17 protein-coding genes and 1 pseudogene are annotated in these 18,032 nt (G+C 65.1%); 11 read left to right on the forward strand and 7 right to left on the reverse strand.

Annotation, left to right across the window (positions count from 1 at the left end; all coding sequences use genetic code 11):
- The first annotated feature begins 7 nt into the window (after positions 1–7).
- From ACSX1C_RS05835 to ACSX1C_RS05850, 4 genes are all read left to right on the forward strand, one after another.
- Positions 8–319: a chorismate mutase gene (locus ACSX1C_RS05835; protein ID WP_439888640.1), complete on the forward strand. Its 312-nt coding sequence runs from the start codon at positions 8–10 to the stop codon at positions 317–319.
- 199 nt (positions 320–518) lie between these two features.
- Positions 519–1,157, forward strand: coding sequence for a glutathione S-transferase (locus ACSX1C_RS05840; RefSeq protein ID WP_439888641.1), 639 nt, complete (start codon positions 519–521; stop codon positions 1,155–1,157).
- A 67-nt stretch (positions 1,158–1,224) separates the two neighbouring features.
- A complete protein-coding gene (locus tag ACSX1C_RS05845) occupies positions 1,225–1,539 on the forward strand; it encodes a cupin domain-containing protein (protein WP_439888642.1) in 315 nt (104 codons plus the stop codon).
- Positions 1,540–1,590: 51 nt separating this feature from the next.
- Positions 1,591–2,034, forward strand: coding sequence for a bleomycin resistance protein (locus ACSX1C_RS05850; RefSeq protein WP_439888643.1), 444 nt, complete (start codon positions 1,591–1,593; stop codon positions 2,032–2,034).
- Between the two features lie 103 nt (positions 2,035–2,137).
- On the opposite strand, the gene ACSX1C_RS05855 is transcribed toward ACSX1C_RS05850, so the two are convergent.
- A complete protein-coding gene (locus tag ACSX1C_RS05855; protein ID WP_439888644.1) occupies positions 2,138–2,740 on the reverse strand; it encodes a DJ-1/PfpI family protein in 603 nt (200 codons plus the stop codon).
- 152 nt (positions 2,741–2,892) lie between these two features.
- Positions 2,893–4,104, reverse strand: coding sequence for a PilT/PilU family type 4a pilus ATPase (locus tag ACSX1C_RS05860; protein WP_439888645.1), 1,212 nt, complete (start codon positions 4,102–4,104; stop codon positions 2,893–2,895).
- Between the two features lie 148 nt (positions 4,105–4,252).
- Between ACSX1C_RS05860 and ACSX1C_RS05865 the strand changes: the two genes are divergently transcribed.
- Entirely contained in the window at positions 4,253–4,531 is a 279-nt protein-coding gene (locus ACSX1C_RS05865; RefSeq protein ID WP_439888646.1) for a peptidylprolyl isomerase, read from the forward strand.
- Here the strand turns inward: ACSX1C_RS05865 and ACSX1C_RS05870 are convergent.
- The gene (locus ACSX1C_RS05870) at positions 4,519–4,947 is read right to left on the reverse strand and encodes a group II truncated hemoglobin (RefSeq protein WP_439888647.1); all 429 of its coding nucleotides are present in this window, start codon (positions 4,945–4,947) and stop codon (positions 4,519–4,521) included. The two genes, ACSX1C_RS05865 and ACSX1C_RS05870, sit on opposite strands and share 13 nt — an antisense overlap.
- A 139-nt stretch (positions 4,948–5,086) precedes the next feature.
- On the opposite strand from ACSX1C_RS05870, the gene ACSX1C_RS05875 reads away from it, so the two are divergent.
- Positions 5,087–6,727 carry a VRR-NUC domain-containing protein gene (locus ACSX1C_RS05875; protein WP_439888648.1) on the forward strand — a complete coding sequence of 547 codons (1,641 nt, stop codon included), beginning with the start codon at positions 5,087–5,089 and terminating at the stop codon, positions 6,725–6,727.
- The gene (locus ACSX1C_RS05880; protein ID WP_439888649.1) at positions 6,724–8,991 is read left to right on the forward strand and encodes an ATP-dependent DNA helicase; all 2,268 of its coding nucleotides are present in this window, start codon (positions 6,724–6,726) and stop codon (positions 8,989–8,991) included. Before ACSX1C_RS05875 ends, ACSX1C_RS05880 begins: the two co-directional genes overlap by 4 nt.
- 19 nt (positions 8,992–9,010) lie before the next feature.
- Here the strand turns inward: ACSX1C_RS05880 and ACSX1C_RS05885 are convergent, their stop codons facing one another.
- Both ACSX1C_RS05885 and ACSX1C_RS05890 read right to left on the reverse strand, forming a co-directional pair.
- Positions 9,011–9,538, reverse strand: coding sequence for a DUF934 domain-containing protein (locus ACSX1C_RS05885; protein ID WP_439888650.1), 528 nt, complete (start codon positions 9,536–9,538; stop codon positions 9,011–9,013).
- Positions 9,526–11,205, reverse strand: a complete 1,680-nt coding sequence (locus ACSX1C_RS05890; RefSeq protein WP_439888651.1) for a nitrite/sulfite reductase — start codon at positions 11,203–11,205, stop codon at positions 9,526–9,528. The genes ACSX1C_RS05885 and ACSX1C_RS05890 overlap by 13 nt, the downstream gene beginning before the upstream one ends.
- A 314-nt stretch (positions 11,206–11,519) precedes the next feature.
- Between ACSX1C_RS05890 and ccoG the strand changes: the two genes are divergently transcribed.
- From ccoG to ACSX1C_RS05910, 4 genes and pseudogenes are all read left to right on the forward strand, one after another.
- Positions 11,520–12,935, forward strand: a complete 1,416-nt coding sequence (gene ccoG, locus ACSX1C_RS05895) for a cytochrome c oxidase accessory protein CcoG (protein ID WP_439888652.1) — start codon at positions 11,520–11,522, stop codon at positions 12,933–12,935.
- A 71-nt stretch (positions 12,936–13,006) separates the two neighbouring features.
- Positions 13,007–14,416, forward strand: a complete 1,410-nt coding sequence (gene mapR / locus ACSX1C_RS05900) for a GntR family transcriptional regulator MpaR (RefSeq protein WP_439888653.1) — start codon at positions 13,007–13,009, stop codon at positions 14,414–14,416.
- A 25-nt stretch (positions 14,417–14,441) separates the two neighbouring features.
- Positions 14,442–14,624 (forward strand): annotated as a pseudogene (locus ACSX1C_RS05905) (hypothetical protein); the annotation flags it as partial.
- Positions 14,625–14,694: 70 nt separating this feature from the next.
- Positions 14,695–16,284, forward strand: a complete 1,590-nt coding sequence (locus ACSX1C_RS05910; protein WP_439888654.1) for an ABC-F family ATPase — start codon at positions 14,695–14,697, stop codon at positions 16,282–16,284.
- Positions 16,285–16,410: 126 nt separating this feature from the next.
- On the opposite strand, the gene cysB is transcribed toward ACSX1C_RS05910, so the two are convergent.
- Positions 16,411–17,385 (reverse strand): HTH-type transcriptional regulator CysB, encoded by a 975-nt coding sequence (gene cysB / locus ACSX1C_RS05915; protein WP_318646232.1) that lies wholly within the window; start codon positions 17,383–17,385, stop codon positions 16,411–16,413.
- 116 nt (positions 17,386–17,501) lie between these two features.
- Positions 17,502–18,002 carry a universal stress protein gene (locus tag ACSX1C_RS05920; RefSeq protein WP_318646231.1) on the reverse strand — a complete coding sequence of 167 codons (501 nt, stop codon included), beginning with the start codon at positions 18,000–18,002 and terminating at the stop codon, positions 17,502–17,504.
- Between the last annotated feature and the right edge of the window lie 30 nt (positions 18,003–18,032).

The raw sequence follows: 18,032 nt of genomic DNA on the forward strand, positions 1-18,032 counted from the left end.
GCAAGACATGGAAGTTGATTGCCAATCCCTCGCCCAAGTGCGGGCCCATATCGACCGCCTCGACCGCCAACTGGTTGCCCTGCTGGCCGAACGCGGCGCCTTCGTCGCCCAGGCCGCACGCTTCAAGAGCGACACGGACGAGGTCAGGGCGCCGCAACGGGTCGAGCAGGTGATCGCCAAGGTACGCGAGCTGTCACGCGAGCTGGGTGCCGACCCGGAGGTTACCGAGCAGGTCTACCGGAGCATGATCGCCGCCTTCATCCAGGCCGAGCTCGCCGAACACGCGGCCCTGGCCCAGCGCCCGACTGAACCGCAATAATCCCCAGGCAACAGCCCACAAGGCGTCTCAGCATCAAAGAGGCCCTCGCGACGCTCAATACATAGGGCCCATCGGCCAAAGCCTTTAGTTTCAACCAGTCGTATCTGGTGCCACAGCAAGCAGCAGTAAGACTGAGCCTTACCTTATCGAGTGTAATGAACGGCAACTGATTCAGCCGGCCCTGGGCCAAGGAGAGAGTATGCAACTGATAGGAATGTTGGATTCGCCCTATGTGCGCCGTGTCGCGGTCTCATTGCAGCTGCTCAAGCTGCCCTTCGAACACCGACCTGTCTCGGTCTTTCTCCACTTCGAGCAATTTCGCCAGATCAACCCGGTGGTGAAAGCGCCTTCGCTGGTTTGCGCCGACGGCTCCGTACTGATGGATTCCACGCTCATCCTCGATTACGCGGAAAGCCTGGCCGATGGGAGCAATTCGCTGATGCCCAGCGCTCCAGACAAGCGTCTCGAGACCCTGCGGGTCATGGGCTTGGCGCTTGCCGCCTGCGAGAAGAGCGTGCAAGTCGTCTACGAACGCAACCTGCGTCCGGCGGACAAACAGCACGCCCCCTGGATAGGCCGAATCACCGATCAGTTGCTGTGGGCCTATACAGCCTTGGAGACAGAGCTGAACCGCACCCCGCTGGAGGTCGAGCGTCATAACATCAATCAGGCTGGCGTTACCGCGGCGGTCGCCTGGTTCTTCACTCAGGCGATGCTGCCCGAGCTTGTCAGAGCCTCGGACTTCCCTGCCCTGCAACAACTCTCAAATGCCGCCGAAACCTTGGAGGCGTTCGTCGCCGCCCCCCATGGCCCCGGTACCTATCAGGCCAAGGGATAGACTCAAGGTTCTATCGGCCCACCCGGGCCTCTATACCCAGGACAATCCCCCCACAAGGAGCCCCAGCATGGCTGGACAGTACCCCGACAAGATCAAGACCCTGCCCCTGTACGACGGCCGCTTCGATGCCTACAAGCTCGCGGCCGAGGGTAGCGATGTGCTCTTCGCCTCCTACCCCGCCGGCACCCGCATCCCGGCCCACGCTCATGACACCGACAACTATGGCGTGATCACCCGCGGCGCGCTGATCCTGACGATGCAGGGCTCGACCACCACCTACGGGGTCGGCGACTGGTATCACGTGCCGGCCGGCGCCGAACATGCCGCCGAATTCGCCGAAGATACCGACGAAATCGAGTTCTGGTTCCGGGTCCCGGCCTGAAACCAACGAGCGCCCTGCTCGTTTCAATAAACATCGAGGAGATTTGCACCCATGCAATGGAATGCACTGGTTCCGGAGCTGGTGGTCGAGGACTACCAGCGCTCCAAGGACTTCTATCAGGAGGTGTTCGGCTTCCGTCTATGCTTCGAGCGCCCGGAAGACCGCTTCGGCTACTTCGAGCTGGAGGGCGCGCAGCTGATGCTGCTGCAGGCGCCCGGCGCGGCAGTCTGCGGCATGCAGCGGCCGGGCCCGAAGGGCAAGGGTATCCACTTCCAGCTGGAGATTGCGACCCTGGCCGACCTGCTGGCGCGCCTGCAGGCCGCCGACGTGCAGCCGGAGACCGAGATCAGCGAATCCTGGTATAGGGCCGATGCCATCGAGCATGGACAGCGCGAATTCTTCGTCAGCGATCCGGATGGCTATCTGTTTCGTTTCTGCGAGTGCCTGGGGGAGCGGGATGCGGCGGTCGAGCCCCAAGCCTCGGCTTCGCCTTGAACAGCCCGCCCCGCGGCTTCGAGGCCCCAGCCAGCTGCCCCGCGGGCGCTGGCGATAACCAGGACATGCCTGGCGGGCTGGCAACCAACCCCGTCAACTAAAACTAAGCCTGCAGATAGGGGCGCACCACCGCCAGCGCCCGCTCGACGAACTGCTGCTTCTCGCCCACCGGCGCCACGTAGTGCAGCGCCTCGGCGCAGGCTGCCTCCCCGGCCAGCTTGGCGATGACCCAGGCGGCCAGGTAAGGCGACGACAGGCAGCCACCGGCGGTGGCCAGCTTGCCCTGGGCATGGAAGGGCTGATCCAGTACCTGCACGCCCGCCTCCGCGACCCAGGGTTTGCTGGTCAGGTCGGTGCAGGCCGGCAGGCCGTCCAGCAGCCCCAGCTTGGCCATGAGCAAGGCTCCCGAGCACTGGGCGCCGATCAACTGGCGTTGCGGGTCGAGGCGCAGGCGCTCGAGGATGGCGGGGTCTTCGGCAATCGCTCGGGTCCGGATACCACTGCCGAACAGCACGACATCGGCCTGGTTGGCGAACTCCAGGGGCTGTTGGGCCTGCACCTGTACCCCGCTCATCGAGACGACCTGGGCGTCTGGGCAGGTGATCTGCGCCTGCCAGCCCTGGCCGCGCAGGCGGTTGAGCAGTCCAGCCACGACGAAGGAGTCCAGTTCGTTGAATCCCTCGAATGTCAGCACGGCAATTTGCATCACGACTCTCCCGATCGCCCCAGTGGCACTGGCTTGGATAGGGAACATAAGTCGTCTCGGCATGAGAGATCATGCACAGTGAAGGTGAATTTTCCCGGTACAGCTGCTGCGCAGGGGCGACCGCCCGGAGGCGGCTCAGGCGGCTTCTGCTCCTAGATCCCCGGCCGCCCCGGGTCCTCGGGCGGCGAATCTTCCTCGATCGCCTCCAGTTTCAGCTCCAGCCCCCAGTCGCCCTTATCGCTCGCCGCGGCAGGCGTCGCGGCGGCCTTCTCGGCCACGGGGGCCGGGCTCGGCGTGGCCGGGTTGTCCCGGTACAGCTTGAGCTTGAGGCGCACGTTGTTCGCCGAATCGGCGTTCTTCACCGCCTCGTCCTCGTCGATGGCGCCTTCGTGGACCAGATCGATCAGGGCCTGGTCGAAGGTCTGCATACCGAGGTTCTTCGACTTCTCCATGATCTCCTTGATCTCGGAGAACTCGTTGCGCTTGATCAGGTCGCGGATGGTCGGTGTGCCCAGGAGCACTTCCACCGCGGCCCGGCGTTTGCCATCGGCGGTCTTGACCAGGCGCTGGGAGACGAAGGCCTTGAGGTTGTTGCCCAGGTCATTGAGCAGCTGCGGGCGGCGGTCTTCCGGGAAGAAATTGATGATGCGGTCCAGCGCCTGGTTGGCATTGTTGGCATGCAAGGTGGAGATGGCCAGGTGGCCGGTGTCGGCGAAGGCCAGGGCGTGCTCCATGGTCTCGCGGTCACGAATCTCGCCGATCAGGATCACGTCCGGGGCCTGGCGCAGGGTGTTCTTCAGCGCGGCATGGAAGCTGCGGGTGTCCACCCCCACCTCGCGCTGGTTGATGATCGACTTCTTGTGCCGGTGGACGTATTCCACCGGGTCCTCGATGGTGATGATATGGCCACCGCTATTGCGGTTGCGGTAGTCGATCAGCGCCGCCAGGGAAGTCGACTTGCCCGAGCCGGTGCCGCCGACGAACAGCACCAGGCCACGTTTCTCCATCACAGTCTTGAGCAGCACCTCGGGCAGCTTGAGGTCCTCGAAGCGGGGGATTTCCATCTTGATGTTGCGCGCGACGATGGACACCTCGTTGCGCTGTTTGAAGATGTTGATGCGGAAGCGGCCGATGCCCGCCAGGGAGATCGCCAGGTTCATCTCCAGTTCGCGCTCGAATTCCTCGCGCTGCGCGCTGTCCATGATCGACTCGGCCACCTGCGCCACATCGCCGGACTTCAACGGCTCCTGACCGAGGGCCTTGAGCACGCCGTTGAACTTCGCACAGGGCGGCGCGCCGGTGGACAGGTAGAGATCGGAACCGTCCTGGCTGGCCAGGATTTTCAGCAGCGAATGAAGGTCCATGGGCGGGGGCTTCCGTTAGGTGGAATCAATACGTTAGGCCAGAATCGGCCGAGATTCCCGGCGACACAAATGTCTTGCGGTTGACGCCATTCTGCTGGCGCGGCGAGAGCTGGCACAATAGGCGCCCCGAGGAAATGAGGAACCCGTCATGGCAAAGGCAATGGCCCGCCACATCCTGGTCAAGACCGAAGCCGAGGCGGCCGCGCTGAAGAAGCGCCTCGCCGCCGGCGAGGCCTTCGATGTGCTGGCGCGCAAATACTCCACCTGCCCGTCGGGCAAGCGCGGCGGCGACCTCGGCGAGGTGCGTCCGGGGCAGATGGTGCGGGTGATCGATCAGATCATCTTCAAGAAGCCGCTGCGCGAGGTGCACGGCCCGGTGAAGAGCCAGTTCGGCTATCACCTGGTGCAGGTGTTCTACCGCGACTGAGCCTGACGATTGCCGCTGGCCTGAACGATGCGCTGCGCCGGCACCCGCAGCTGGGTCAGCAGGTACTCGGCGAAGGCCGGGGAATAGCGCTGCCGGGCGATGGCCTGCGCCATGCAACCGAGCCAAGCCTCGGCATGGGCCTCATCGATCGGCCACTGCGCATGGAAGGCGGGAATCGCGATGGCGCCGTACTTCTCCTGATACAGCCGCGGGCCGCCGAGCCAGCCGCTGAGAAAGCAGGCCAGCTTGTCCCGGGCCTGCTCCAGACTTTGCGGGTGCATGCGGCGGATATCCGCCGCCACGTCCGACTCGTCCATGATCCGGTAGAAGTCGTCGACCAGGCGGCGCAGCCCTTCTATCCCCCCTGCGGCCTGGTAAGAAGCATCGCCTACGCCGAATCGAGCCGTACTGCCCACAGGTCATCCCCCGCTCAAAAGCGTCATTGTACCCTCGGCCCAGGAATATGCCGGCGGCTAGACGGATGGGCGAGCCCGGCGGTTGAATCGAGGCACGGGCACGAGCAGAATACTGGACATAAATCCAGCCAAGCAGCCCATGCCAACCGCCCTCCCCGCCGACTTCTACTACCTGAGCAACTTCCAGTCGGCCCTCGCCTGGATAGGCGAGCGCTATCGCGACCTGCTGAGCGACGCGGAGCAGGCCTTTATCGTCCAGTTCGCCGAACTGGAGCTGGGCGCCCAGGCCCTGCTGGTGCGCCTGCTCATGCGCAAGGGGCCGCACTTTCGCGCCAGCAAGCTGAGCTATGCCGAGATCGGCGCTATCCGGGCCCCGGCGGCGCGGCTGCTGGCCCTTGGCTGGCTGGTCGACGATGCGCCGCTGGCCGCCGCCGAGGTCGTCGCCCTGTTGCGTAAGGACGAGGCCCTCGCCCACCTGCCGCTGGCCGAGCGCCACAATTCGCTGAAGAAAAGCCAGCTGCTCGAACTGCTCACCGCGTCGCCCCCCGGCCCCCAGCCCTTCGCGGCCTGGTGCCCGGGCCTGGGGGACAGCCTGTACAGCCTGACGATAAGCGAGCTGTGCCAGCGCCTGCGCCTGCTGTTCTTCGGCAACCTGAGCCAGGACTGGTCGGAGTTCGTCCTCGCCGACCTGGGTGTGTTGCGCTACGAAGCCGTGGCCATCACCCCGGACTCGCGGGCATTCCGCTGCCGTGAAGACCTGGAGCATTACCTGTTTCTGCGCGAACTGCGCCTGCGTTTTGAGGCCGGGGAGGCTATCGACGCCCTGCTGGGGGACCTGGAAACCTTCGCCTCGGCCAACCCCTACCTGCAGTCGCGTCATGCCAGGCTGCAGTTCCAGCTCGCCCAGCACCAGGAGCGGCAGGCCGAGCTGGAGCAGGCCCTGGACCTCTATCGGCGCTCGGCCTACGGCGAGGCCCGCTGGCGACAGATCCGCGTGCTGGAAAAACTCGAGCGCCATGCCGAGGCCCATGCCCTGGCCCTGCAGGTCGGCGCCGCGCCACGCCACGAGCAGGAGGCCCAGCAGGTGCAACGCGCCTTGCCGCGCCTGCAACGCAAGCTGGGACTGCCGGCGGCCAAGCGCCGAGCCGTGGTACCGGAGGCGCGCCTCGAGCTGACCCTGGCCCAGCCCGAGGCCGGTGGCGTCGAGTACGCGGTGCGCGAGCACCTGCATCGCGATCACGCCCCGGTGCACTACGTGGAGAACAGCCTGATCTGCAGCCTGTTCGGCCTGCTGTGCTGGGAGGCCATCTTCGCGCCCCTGCCCGGGGCCTTCTTCCACCCGTTCCAGAGCGGGCCGGCGGACCTGCTCAGCCCGGACTTCTACGCGCGGCGCGCGGCGCTGTTCGCCGCCTGCCTGCAACGCCTGGATTCGGACGCTTATCAGGAACACATCCGAGCCCTGTACCGGGCCAAGTTCGGCACCCAGTCGCCCTTCGTATACTGGGGCATGCTCGGCGAGGAACTGCTGGAACAGGCGCTGGCCTGCATCCCGGCCGCGCACCTGAAGCTCTGCTGCCAGCGCCTGCTGCGCGACATCAGGGCCAACCGCGCCGGCATGCCCGACCTGATCCAGTTCTACCCGGGCGAACAGCGCTACCGCATGATCGAGGTGAAAGGCCCCGGCGATCGCCTGCAGGACAACCAGAAGCGCTGGCTCGCCTTCTGCGCCGAGCAGGGCCTGCCGATCGAAGTCTGCTACGTGCAGTGGACCCGGCCATGAGCTATGCAGTGGCGGTACGCGCCCTCTGCGAGTTCACCGCCAAGGAAGGCGACCTGGACCTGCGCTTCACCCCTTCGCCCTCGGCCCAAGAGGGCATGGCCGGGCACCAGACCGTGGTCAGCCGCCGTGGCCCGGACTATAGGGCCGAACTGCCCCTGGCCGGCGCCTTCCCCGGCCTGCTGGTCAGCGGCCGGGCCGACGGCTACGACCCCGAGGCCAACCTGCTGGAAGAGATCAAGACCCACCGCGGCGACGTGACGCGCATTCCGCAGAACCATCGCCTGCTGCACTGGGCCCAGGCCAAGGTCTACGGCTGGCTGCTGTGCCTGAACTACGAGCTCGATGCAGTCGAGCTGGCGGTGGTGTATTTCAATGTCGTGACCCAGCAGGAGACGGTCCTGCGCGAACGCTTCGGCGCCGCCGAGCTGAGGGCCTTCTTCGACCTGCAGTGCCGCCGCTTCATCGCCTGGGCCGAGCAGGAGGGCCTGCACCGCAGCGCCCGCGACAGCAGCCTGGAACGCCTGCGCTTTCCCTACCCTGCGTTCCGTCATGGCCAGCGCCAGTTGGCCGAGAATGTCTTCCGTTCGGCTCGGGACGGCCACACGCTGCTGGCCCAGGCCACCACCGGCATCGGCAAGACGCTCGGCACCCTGTTCCCTCAGCTCAAGGCCTTTCCCGCGCAGAAGCTCGACCGCCTGTTCTTCCTCACGGCCAAGACCCCGGGCCGGCGCCTGGCCCTGGACGCCCTGGCCAGCTTGCGCAGGCAGGAGGAGCAGATGCCGCTGCGCGTGCTCGAGCATGTGGCCCGGGACAAGGCCTGCGAACACCCGGACAAGTCCTGCCATGGCGAGTCCTGTCCGCTGGCCAAGGGCTTCTACGACCGCCTGGCCGCCGCCCGCCTGGCCGCCGTCGAACGCCGCTGGCTGACCCAGCAGGACGTGCGCCAGGTAGCCCTGGCCCATCAGATCTGCCCCTACTACCTGAGCCAGGAACTGTGCCACTGGGCCGACGTGGTGGTCTGCGATTACAACTACTACTTCGACCTCGGCGCCCTGCTCTACGGCCTGACCCTGCAGTACGACTGGCGCATCACCCTGCTGATCGACGAGGCCCACAACCTGGTCGAACGCGGCCGCGGCATGTACACCGCCGAGCTGATCCAGGACGACTTCCACGCGCTGTGCACGGCGGCGCCGGTCCGCTTGAAGGGCGCCCTGGAGCGCGTCGCCCGGCACTGGCACCAGCTGCATCAGGATCAGACGCTGCCCTACCAGATCTACCCTGCCCTGCCCGACCTGTTCGTCGCCGCACTGAACAAGGCGGTGGGCGCGATCAAGGACCACCTGACCGATCAGCCCAGCAACAACGAGCGCTCGCTGCTGCAGTTCTACCTGGATGCCTCGCTGTTCTGCCGCCTGGCCGAGGCCTACGGGCCCCACTCGCTGTTCGACATCACCCGCAACGATGCCCAGGGCACCTTCCCCAGCGCCGACCTGTGCCTGCGCAACGTGGTCCCCGCAGTGTTCCTCGCCGAGCGCTTCGCCACCGCCCACAGCACCACCCTGTTCTCCGCCACCCTGCAACCCGCCGACTACTACCGCGACCTGCTCGGCCTGCCCGAAGAGACCCAGTGGCTGAACGTGGCCTCGCCCTTCTCCGCCGAGCAGCTGGACGTGCGCATCGTGCGCAACCTCTCGACCCGCTACCCGCACCGCGAATCCAGCCTCGCCCCCATCTGCCGGGTCCTGGCCGAGCAATACCGCGCCAAGCCGGGCAACTACCTGGCCTTCTTCAGCAGCTATGCCTACCTGCAGCAGGTGCTGGACCTGTTCAGGAGCCTGCATCCCGAGGTGCCGACCCTCCAGCAGTCGCGCAGCATGAACGAGCTCAATCGCCAGGCCTTCCTCGACCGTTTCACCGAGCACTCCCGGGGGATCGGCTTCGCCGTGCTGGGCGGCGCCTTCGGCGAGGGCATCGACCTGCCGGGCAAGCGCCTGATCGGCGCCTTCATCGCCACCCTGGGCCTGCCGCAGGTCAACGCGATCAACGAAGAGATCAAGGCGCGCATGGAACAGATGTTCGGCAACGGCTACGACTACGCCTACCTCTACCCGGGGCTGCAGAAGGTGGTGCAGGCCGCCGGCCGGGTGATTCGCACCACCGAGGACGAGGGCGTGGTGTACCTGCTGGACGACCGCTTCGCCCAGCCACAGACCCGCCGGCTGCTGCCGGACTGGTGGCAACTCACCACCGTCAGGCTGTAATTCGACCGCAGCCGCACTGTCAGTTCTTTAAGCCTTCGTCGCGGCGTCGAAACAACGGCCGTGGCTCGATAGCCGAGCGTCCGTACAGCACACTCGCGCCCGCCAGGCCCTTGAGGGCGTCCGCGGCGGATTTGTCCTCGCGTATGGCGAAGGCATCGAAGCCACACTGGCGCATATGGCTGAGCTGGTCGCGCAGCACATCGCCGACGGCCCGCAACTCGCCCGTCCAGCCCAGACGGGTGCGCAACAGGTAGGCCTGGCTGTAACCACGGCCGTCACGGAAGCTGGGGAACTCGATGGCGATCAGCGGCAGCAGCGGCAGATAGACCTGTATCTGCTCGACCTCGTCTTCCGGCGCCAGGCAGAGCCCATCCGGGCTGGGGCGCCCGCCTGCTAGCGTCGCCTCGTCCTGCCTCTGCAGCCAGGCCGCCACCGGCAGTATCAAGCGGCCGTTCGCCGCGGGTTGTGCCGGATCGGCAAGCCAATGCCAGGGGTCGTCCTCGACTAGCCTGGCCTGCCCGTCGAGCAGGCGAATCAGATTGTGCATGCCGGCACCTCACCCTTGGCATACACCGAGTCTTTGAACGGTTCGAGCCCGATGCGCCGCAGCGTGTCGACAAACTGCTCGTCGCTTTCCCGGTAATCGTCGAAGGTTTTCACCAGGGCCTCGATGACCCCAGGAATCTGTGCGGCGCTGAACGACGGTCCGATGACCTTGCCCAGGGCGCTATCCGTGCCCTGAGTGCCGCCGATGGTCACCTGGTACCACTCGCTGCCGTTCTTATCCACGCCCAGGATGCCGATGTTACCGATATGATGGTGACCACAAGCGTTCATGCAACCGGAGATATTCAGGCTGATGTCGCCCAGGTCGTGCAGGTAGTCGAGGTCCTCGAAACGCTGCTGGATCGAGTGGGCCAGCGGAATCGACTTGGCGTTGGCCAGGGCGCAGTAGTCGCCTCCGGGACAGGCGATCACATCGGTCAGCAGGCCGACATTGGCCGTACCGAGGCCGTGGCGATGGGCGCGCTGGTACAACGCATGGAGGTCGGCCTTGCGCACATCGGGCAGCACCACATTCTGCTCGTGGGCGATGCGTATCTCGCCAAAGCCGTAATCGTCGGCCAGGTCGGCGATGGTCTCCATCTGCATCGAGGTCACATCCCCGGGCGATGCGCTCGCGCCCGGTTTGGTCGACAGCACCACCGAGGCGTAGCCCGGCACCTTGTGCGGGCGGACGTTGCGCGACGCCCAGCGGGCGAAGGCCTGATCCCGTGCCAGGGCGCTGCCGAAGTCCAGATCGGTATCCGCCAGGGCGGCATAGGGCGGCGCAGCGAACGCCGCCGCCACCCGCTGGTATTCGGCCTCGGTCAGCTCGGCCGGCCCCTCCTTGATCTGTTGCCACTCGGCCTCGACTTCCCTGGCGAATGCCTCGATGCCAAGGGCCTTGACCAGGATCTTGATACGCGCCTTGTACTTGTTGTCACGTCGGCCATGGCGGTTGTAGACCCGTAGCACGGCTTCGACGTAAGACAACAGATGCCGCCACGGCAGGCCGTCACGGATCTGCTGAGCGAGGATCGGCGTGCGCCCGAGGCCACCGCCGACCATCACCCGCAGCACCATCGCCCCAGCCTCGTCGCGGTACAGGTACAGGCCGATGTCATGCACCATGACCGCCGCCCGATCTTCCCGTGCAGAACACAGGGCGATCTTGAACTTGCGCGGCAAGTAGAGGAATTCCGGGTTCATCGTCGACCACTGCCGCAGGATTTCCGCCAGCGGCCTCGGGTCGAGCAGCTCGTCGGCGGCGACCCCGGCGAACGCCTCGGTGGTGATATTGCGCACGCAGTTGCCGGAGGTCTGAATCGCATGCATCTCGACGTCGGCCAGCAGCTCGAGAATGTCCGCCACCTGGTCGAGCTCGACCCAGTTGAACTGGATGTTCTGGCGCGTCGTGAAATGTCCGTAGTCCCGGTCGTACTCCCGGGCGATGCGGGCCAGAACGCGCATCTGGCGCGACGACAGGGTGCCGTAGGGAATCGCCACACGCAGCATGTAGGCATGCTTCTGCAGGTACAGGCCGTTCTGCAGGCGCAAAGGCAGGAACTCTTCCTCGCTCAGCTCGCCGCTGACACGCCGCTCGATCTGATCACGAAAGTGCGCCACGCGCTCGCGCACCAGGGCGCGGTCGTAGTCATCGTACTGGTACATCTGCAGGCTACCTCATCAGGACTGATCGCCGGCCGAGCACCACTGAACTGCGGCCGACCGAGTGCCTGCAACTATCCGTGGTGCGGGCATCGCGAAACAGCCTCAGTTCGATCTGAAAAAACCATATCAGCGATGCCGGCACTAGCCGTCTCGACCGCTCGACTCACCCAGGGTCCTCAGCTCTTGAGTGCATCCCTCAGGTGCGACAACCTGTCCATCTGATCCGCTTTTTATTGGAAAATCTGAGTCTGTTATCGGCACAAGGCTGCGCCGATCATGCGCCTCACTTGATTACGCCAGACGAGGCTCTTCCCATGAGCGAACGCATTCCCGCCAAGGTCATCGAAACGATCGACCCGCGCCGGCCCCTCCAGCTCACGCCGGCCAAAAGCGGCGGCGTCATCCACACGCGCAGCTTCACCGGCCTGTTCCGCACGCTGCGCCTGTGCGGCGCCGGCTCGCTGCTGCTGCTGTTCTTCGCGACCGCCTGGGTGAACTGGGACGGACGTCAGGCGGTGCTGTGGGACCTGGGCAACAGCCAGTTCCACATCTTCGGCGCCACCTTCTGGCCCCAGGACTTCGTCCTGCTCTCGGCACTGTTGATCATCGCGGCCTTCGGCCTGTTCTTCATCACCGTATTGGCCGGACGGGTCTGGTGCGGCTACAGCTGCCCGCAGAGCGTATGGACCTGGATGTTCATGTGGGTGGAAAAAGTCACCGAAGGCGAACGCCATCAGCGGATCAAGCTGGCCGCCGCCCCCTGGTCGGCCGACAAATGGCTGCGCCGCAGCGCCAAGCACGGCCTGTGGCTGGCGATCAGCCTGGCGACGGCGATTGCCTTCGTCGGTTACTTCACCCCGGTACGCCAACTGGTGCACGACCTGTTCACCCTGGAACTGGGCCTGACCACCGCCTTCTGGCTGTTCTTCTTCACCGCCGCCACCTACCTGAACGCCGGCTGGCTGCGCGAGCAGGTCTGCCTGCACATGTGCCCCTATTCGCGCTTCCAGAGCGTGATGTTCGACGACAATACGCTGATCGTCTCCTACGACGCGGCCCGCGGCGAGAACCGCGGAGCGCGCCGAAAAGACAGCCAGCCCCAGGCCGAGGGCCTCGGCGACTGCATCGACTGCACCATCTGCGTACAGGTCTGCCCTACCGGCATCGACATCCGCGACGGCCTGCAGCTTGACTGCATCAGCTGCGGGGCCTGCATCGATGCCTGCGACAGCGTCATGGACAAGATGGGCTACGCCAAGGGCCTGATCCGCTACACCTCAGAGCGCGCCCTGGCCGGTGCCAAGACCCGGCTGTTGCGACCGCGCCTGCTCGGCTACGCCACCATGCTGCTGGTGATGATCGGCGCCTTCGCCTGGGCCCTGAACGATCGTGCCCTGGTGCAACTGGACGTGACCAAGGACCGTGGCCTGTTCCGGGAGAACGGCCTGGGGCAGATCGAAAACATCTACCGGCTCAAGGTCATCAACAAGACCCAGCAACCCCATCGCTACCGCATCACGCTGGCCGAGGCCGACCGCTTCAGGCTACAGGGCAAGCAGCGACTGCACCTGGCCCCGGGCGAGATCGCCGATGTTCCGCTCAGCGTGGCCATGCTGGCCGAGGCGGCCGCCAGTGCATCGCAACCCCTGCACTTCAGCATCGCCGACGAGGACGACCCCGAGGTTCGGGTCACCGCCAAGAGCGCCTTCGTGGCCCCGACCCATCGCTAAGTGATCGCATGAGCCGTCACCTGCCAGTAGAGTATGGCGCTCCAGCAACTGAGCCACTGGGCCAGGACAGGATGAAGCGCTACGAGAAGTTTGCCGACGAAATCGCGGAGCTGGTGCGCACAGGCGTCCTGCTACCGGGGCAAAAGGTTCCCTCGGTGCGTCACGCCAGCCGCACCTACGGCGTCAGCCCCTCCACGGTGTTTCAGGCCTACTACCTGCTGGAGAGTCGCGGCCTGATAGTGGCCCGGGCACGCTCGGGCTACTTCGTCCGCGAGCATGCCCAGCGCACGCTGCATGAACCGGAAATCGCCGCGAGTCAGGCGCCGACCACCGACGTGAACGTCAGCGAGCTGGTGTTTTCGGTACTGGGTTCGTTGAAGGACCCGAACACCGTCGCCTTCGGCTCGGCCTTCCCCAGCCCGGACCTGTTCCCCCTGCAGCGTCTGGCCCGCTCCCTGGCGCAGAGCGTGCGCGCCATGCCGCCCCAGGCGGTGATCGCCGACATGACCGAGGGCAATGCCGATCTGCGCCGGCAGATCGCCCTGCGCTACATGGTCAGCGGCGTGATGCTGCCGCTGGACGAGCTGGTCATCACCAATGGCGCCATGGAGGCGCTGAACCTCTGCCTGCAATGCGTGACCCAGCCTGGCGACCTGGTGGCCATCGAGAGCCCCGCGTTCTACGCCACACTGCAAGTGCTGGAGCGCCTCAAGCTCAAGGCCGTGGAGATTCCCGTGCACCCGCGCGAAGGTATCGACCTGGACTGCCTGGCCAAGCGCCTCGCCGAACTGCCGATCAAGGCCTGCTGGTTTATGAGCAGTCTGCAGAACCCGCTCGGCGCGAGCATGAACGAGGCGAAGAAGCGCGGGCTGTACGAGCTGTTGCAGCGCCATCAGGTACCGCTGATCGAGGACGACGTCTACGCCGAGCTGTATTTCGGCACCCAGCCCCCCAAACCGGTGAAGAGTTTCGACCGCGAGGGCTTGGTCATGCACTGCGGCTCCTTCTCCAAGTGTCTGGCCCCGGGGTATCGGGTCGGCTGGGTCGCCGGCGGCCGCTATGCCGAGCAGATCGGCCGACTCAAGTTGATGACCACCATCTCCCCATCGGTGCCGGCCCAGGCAGCCCTGGCCGACTACCTGCAACAAGGCGGCTACGACCGTCACCTGCGCAAGCTGCGCCATGCGCTGGAGGCACAACAGGCCTCGATGCTGGCGTCGGCGGCGCGGCACTTCCCCGCGAGCACTCGGGTGACACGCCCGGCGGGTGGCTACTTCCTCTGGTTCGAATTCCCGCAGCGGGTCGACTCGCTGCAGCTGTTCCAACTGGCCCTGGCCCAGGGGATCAGCCTGGCGCCCGGGCCGATTTTCTCGGCGACCCGTGCGTTCGGCAACTGTGCCCGCCTGAACTACGGCCACCCCTGGGACGCACAGTGCGAGCAGGCGATGGCGGTTCTCGGGCGCATCATCGACTCGTTCTGAAACACCCCCTGCTTTCGTGCTCCGCCTCGAGGCCCTCGCCATCGGACGCCGCCCGCCGTATAAATTGCCAGCCCACCTATGCGACAATCCGCGCAACATCCGGCATACCCCCGCCTTCATCGCCCAGCAACTCGGCCACAACGCCCAGATGTTGCTTTCGACCTATGCCCGCTGGATCAACTGGTACGCCGCCTCAAGTGAGTTCGAGAGCCGAGCATTGCTAGCGGACCGGTACCGGCCGAAGGCGTCACATCGCACGTTATTGATAGGTAACCCGCTTGATTTCCACCGCCAACATCACCATGCAGTTCGGCGCCAAGCCGCTGTTCGAGAACGTTTCCGTCAAGTTCGGCAACGGCAACCGCTACGGCCTGATCGGCGCCAACGGCTGCGGCAAGTCGACCTTCATGAAGATCCTCGGCAGCGATCTGGAGCCTTCCGCCGGCCAGGTGATGCTCGAACCCAATGTGCGCCTGGGCAAGCTGCGCCAGGATCAGTTCGCCTACGAAGACTTCAACGTGATCGACACGGTGATCATGGGCCATGCCGAGCTGTGGCGGATCAAGGCCGAGCGCGATCGCATCTACTCGCTGGCCGAGATGACCGAGGAAGACGGCATGGCGGTGGCCGAGCTGGAGACCGAGTTCGCCGAACTGGACGGCTACACCGCCGAGTCCCGCGCCGGCGAGCTGCTGCTCGGCCTGGGCATCCCGCTGGCCCAGCATTTTGGCCCGATGAGCGAGGTGGCGCCGGGCTGGAAGCTGCGCGTGCTGCTGGCCCAGGCGCTGTTCTCCGACCCGGACGTACTGCTGCTGGACGAGCCGACCAACCACCTGGATATCAACACCATCCGCTGGCTGGAAAACATCCTCACGGCGCGTAACAGCACCATGATCATCATTTCCCACGACCGCCACTTCTTGAACAGCGTGTGCACCCACATGGCGGACCTGGACTACGGCGAGCTGCGCCTGTTCCCGGGCAACTACGACGAGTACATGACCGCCGCGACCCAGTCGCGCGAGCAGCTGTTGGCCGACAACGCCAAGAAGAAGGCACAGATCGCGGAACTGCAGACCTTCGTCAGCCGCTTCTCGGCCAACGCCTCCAAGGCCAAGCAGGCCACCTCGCGGGCCAAGCAGATCGACAAGATCCAGCTGGCCGAGGTCAAGCCCTCAAGCCGCGTCAGCCCCTTCATCCGCTTCGAACAGAACAAGAAGCTGCACCGTCAGGCCGTGACCGTCGAGAACATGGCCAAGGGCTTCGACGGCAAGACGCTGTTCAAGGGCTTCAGCTTCACCGTAGAGGCCGGCGAGCGCGTGGCCATCATCGGCCCCAACGGCATCGGCAAGACCACCCTGCTGCGCACCCTGGTCGGCGAGCTGACTCCGGATGCCGGCACGGTGAAGTGGACCGACAGCGCCGAGCTGGGCTACTACGCCCAGGATCATGCCGACGATTTCACCGACGAGAGCACCCTGTTCGAGTGGATGGGCCGCTGGACCCAGGGCGGCGAACAGCTGGTGCGCGGCACCCTGGGCCGCATGCTGTTCTCCAACGACGAGATCCTCAAGTCGGTCAAGGTGATCTCCGGCGGCGAGCAGGGGCGCATGCTGTTCGGCAAGCTGATCCTGAAGAAGCCCAACGTGCTGGTGATGGACGAGCCGACCAACCACCTGGACATGGAGTCCATCGAGGCCCTCAACCTGGCCCTGGAGAACTATCCGGGCACGCTGATCTTCGTCAGCCACGACCGCGAGTTCGTCTCCAGTCTGGCCACCCGCATCATCGAGCTCTCCGACAGCGGCGTGACCGACTTCAGCGGCAGCTACGACGACTACCTGCGCAGCCAGGGCGTGCTGGTCTGATCGGGCACGGCAGCCGCCGAGCCGCCCGCCAAGGAAAAAGCCCGTATCGCCAGATACGGGCTTTTTTCATTGCCGAGCCCTCGACCTGCGCGTGACGAGTCGGGACAAGAACCTTCGGCTGCCGAACTAGTAGGTCGGCAGCTCGACGCCCTGGAACAGCTCTTCCAGCTCCGACTTGTTGTGGCAATGAATGGCCTTGGCCAGCACGTCACGGGTCAGGTGGGGAGCGAATTTCTCGATGAAGTCGCACATGAAGCCGCGCAGGAAGGTGCCGCGACGGAAACCGATCTTGGTCACGCTGGCCTCGAACAGCTCGCTGGCATCCAGCACCACCAGGTCCGGGTCGAGCTTGGCGTCCACCGCCATCTTGGCCAGGATGCCCACTCCCAGACCGAGGCGCACGTAGGTCTTGATCACGTCGGCATCGGCCGCGGTGAACACCACCTTCGGTGTCAGGCCTCGATGACTGAAGGCCTCGTCCAGCTTGGAGCGACCGGTAAAGCCGAACACATAGGTGACGATGGAATGCTCGGCCAGGGCCTCCAGAGTCAGCTTCGGCATCTTCGCCAGGGGGTGTCCCTGGGGCACCACTACGCAGCGGTTCCAGCGGTAGCACGGCATCATCACCAGGTCGTTGAACAGCTCGAGGCCTTCGGTGGCGATGGCGAAATCCACGGTGCCGTCGGCGGCCATCTCGGCGATCTGCATCGGCGTGCCCTGGTGCATGTGCAGGGCCACATCCGGGTACTGCTTGATGAAGCCGCTGATCACCGAGGGCAAGGCATAACGCGCCTGGGTGTGGGTGGTGGCGATGGACAGCGTGCCCTTCTTCTCGTTGGAGAACTCCTGGGCGATCTGCTTGATGCTCTCGACCTTGCGCAGGATTTCCCCGGCGGTGGTGATGATGCGTTCGCCGGCGGGGGTCACCCGGGTCAGGTGCTTGCCGCTACGGGCGAATACCTCGACACCGAGCTCATCCTCGAGCAAGCGGATCTGCTTGCTGATGCCCGGCTGCGAGGTGTAGAGACTCTGTGCCGTGGCCGAAACATTGAGGTCGTGATGCGCGACTTCCCAGATGTAGCGCAGTTGTTGGAGCTTCATAGAAAACCCTCAAAACAGATAGACGGCCGGGCAATTACCGGTAAGGTCATATAACCATATTAATGGTTCAATAGTTAAATCTAGACGTTTTATATAGAAGTGCGACTGGCCGTCGCCTAAGGCTCCCCGCGACCGCGGTGCTGCAGCATCGGCACCAGGTACACCGGCACTTCCGACAACTGCACCAGGCGTGCGGCCGTCCGCCCCAAGGGGATCTCCAGCTCGGTGCCATGGCTGTGACTGCCCACCACCAGCAGATCCACCCCAAGCTTCTGCGCCTCTTCGAGGATCACCAGGGGCGGATCGCCCTGCACCACTCGCACCCCCCGAATCATGTCCAGCTCATGCTGCGCCTCGTCGATCTCGTCGCGAAAGCCCTCCAGCACCCGCTGCTCGATGCTCGCCATCACCGTGCTCAGCCCTTTGCTGCGCAGTTCCTTGAGGCGCTCCTCATCCAGATAGGTCTGCAGCACCGACTCGGCAAACAACCCCATGGGCTCGACCGCATGCACGACATACAGGCCGGCATCGAAGGCGCGGGTCAGGGACAGGGCATGTTGCAGGACATAGGGGGCGTAGAGGCCGAGATCGGTGGCGTAGAGAATCGAACGAATCATGCGGCCTCCTCGACAGCCGGCACGGCGGGC

Origin of the sequence: Pseudomonas sp. MBLB4123, from assembly GCF_051904775.1 — a bacterium.
GTDB classification, from domain to species: domain Bacteria; phylum Pseudomonadota; class Gammaproteobacteria; order Pseudomonadales; family Pseudomonadaceae; genus Aquipseudomonas; species Aquipseudomonas benzenivorans_B.

What these genes read in the sequence shown, in the direction of transcription:
- ACSX1C_RS05920 (WP_318646231.1), bottom strand. Translation starts at nt 18,002, where the DNA reads ATGATTCGTTCGATTCTCTACGCCACCGATCTCGGCCTCTACGCCCCC.
- ACSX1C_RS05865 (WP_439888646.1), top strand. Translation starts at nt 4,253, where the DNA reads ATGGCAAAGGCAATGGCCCGCCACATCCTGGTCAAGACCGAAGCCGAG.
- mapR (WP_439888653.1), top strand. Translation starts at nt 13,007, where the DNA reads ATGAAGCGCTACGAGAAGTTTGCCGACGAAATCGCGGAGCTGGTGCGC.
- ACSX1C_RS05850 (WP_439888643.1), top strand. Translation starts at nt 1,591, where the DNA reads ATGCAATGGAATGCACTGGTTCCGGAGCTGGTGGTCGAGGACTACCAG.
- ACSX1C_RS05835 (WP_439888640.1), top strand. Translation starts at nt 8, where the DNA reads ATGGAAGTTGATTGCCAATCCCTCGCCCAAGTGCGGGCCCATATCGAC.
- ACSX1C_RS05845 (WP_439888642.1), top strand. Translation starts at nt 1,225, where the DNA reads ATGGCTGGACAGTACCCCGACAAGATCAAGACCCTGCCCCTGTACGAC.
- ACSX1C_RS05880 (WP_439888649.1), top strand. Translation starts at nt 6,724, where the DNA reads ATGAGCTATGCAGTGGCGGTACGCGCCCTCTGCGAGTTCACCGCCAAG.
- ACSX1C_RS05875 (WP_439888648.1), top strand. Translation starts at nt 5,087, where the DNA reads ATGCCAACCGCCCTCCCCGCCGACTTCTACTACCTGAGCAACTTCCAG.
- ACSX1C_RS05840 (WP_439888641.1), top strand. Translation starts at nt 519, where the DNA reads ATGCAACTGATAGGAATGTTGGATTCGCCCTATGTGCGCCGTGTCGCG.
- ACSX1C_RS05890 (WP_439888651.1), bottom strand. Translation starts at nt 11,205, where the DNA reads ATGTACCAGTACGATGACTACGACCGCGCCCTGGTGCGCGAGCGCGTG.
- ccoG (WP_439888652.1), top strand. Translation starts at nt 11,520, where the DNA reads ATGAGCGAACGCATTCCCGCCAAGGTCATCGAAACGATCGACCCGCGC.
- ACSX1C_RS05855 (WP_439888644.1), bottom strand. Translation starts at nt 2,740, where the DNA reads ATGCAAATTGCCGTGCTGACATTCGAGGGATTCAACGAACTGGACTCC.
- ACSX1C_RS05885 (WP_439888650.1), bottom strand. Translation starts at nt 9,538, where the DNA reads ATGCACAATCTGATTCGCCTGCTCGACGGGCAGGCCAGGCTAGTCGAG.
- ACSX1C_RS05860 (WP_439888645.1), bottom strand. Translation starts at nt 4,104, where the DNA reads ATGGACCTTCATTCGCTGCTGAAAATCCTGGCCAGCCAGGACGGTTCC.
- cysB (WP_318646232.1), bottom strand. Translation starts at nt 17,385, where the DNA reads ATGAAGCTCCAACAACTGCGCTACATCTGGGAAGTCGCGCATCACGAC.